The 1,044-nt window shown below is 34.2% G+C and carries 2 protein-coding genes; both read left to right on the forward strand.

The annotated features are described in order from the left end of the window. The first annotated feature begins 94 nt into the window (after window positions 1–94). Window positions 95–676: an AAA family ATPase gene (locus AC1DSL_RS18565; RefSeq protein ID WP_477533380.1), complete on the forward strand. Its 582-nt coding sequence runs from the start codon at window positions 95–97 to the stop codon at window positions 674–676. After that, window positions 666–899 carry a hypothetical protein gene (locus AC1DSL_RS18570; RefSeq protein ID WP_477533381.1) on the forward strand — a complete coding sequence of 78 codons (234 nt, stop codon included), beginning with the start codon at window positions 666–668 and terminating at the stop codon, window positions 897–899. Before AC1DSL_RS18565 ends, AC1DSL_RS18570 begins: the two co-directional genes overlap by 11 nt. Window positions 900–1,044 lie beyond the last annotated feature (145 nt).

Raw genomic sequence — 1,044 nt, forward strand, 5'->3', positions numbered from 1 at the left:
CCTACTCTCCAAGGGTTCGCTCAGACTTGATTGAGCGATTTAATAAATGCAAAATAGTAAATTATAATTAAAAACATAGGAAGGGTGATGACAATTGGGGATTAAAATTGCTCTAATATCTCCAGCAGGGGGAGGTAAGGACTTCATTGCAGATTATCTTTGTAGCAAGTATGGTTTTGAGCGATATGCATTTGCTGACAACGTAAAAGCTGTAGCAAAGCAGTGGTTTCCTGATGTGTACTTTGATGAAAATAAAAAGCCTAGAGCACTGCTACAACACATCGGAACTAGTTTTAGAGAAATTGATCCTGATATTTGGATTAAATCAATGTTGGACAACATGGACAATGAAGCTGAAGAAAGAAAAAAACTTCGATATGCCTGTGAGAATATTGTTGTAACAGACTGTAGGATGCCTAATGAATATGAAGCATTAAAGAATAAAGGTTTTATCTTTATCAGAATTGACGTGAATGATGAAGAAAGAATAAAGCGATTAATAGCAAGAGGTGATGTTTTCTCAGAAGATGACCTAAATCACCATACTGAGAAGTTTTATGACACATTTGAATGTGACTATTCACTCTTTAATTATGGCAGTAAAGAGTTAGCGTTTGCTTCTACAGATGGAATAATTGAGTTGATTTCTCAAAGAGAACAAGCCTATGCTAATTGACATCCTAATATTTGTACTAGCTACTGCTGGATTTATTTCATTAATATCGCTAGTTTATTATCATTTTGAATACAAGAAAGCAAGTCGTGCAGAAATATTTGTATCAGGTTACAACTTAGAATTATTAGACCAGAAGAAGGTAGCTGCTCAAATGATTGCTATACTTACACTTTCTTCTGCGATGATTTTAGCAATACTAAAACAACATTACACAGGGGGTTAATTATGGAGAAGAAAACAGAAGTGTATCAAACGGAAACAGAAATATTAGGATTGTTTGGATTAGTCGCATTACAGTTTGGGTCAATATTCTACAAAATCTTCCTAGCAATGTTGACATGGAATATGTTTGTATCCGACTTTACAAT

The sequence above is a fragment of the Paenisporosarcina sp. P4_D4 genome (assembly GCF_056401835.1).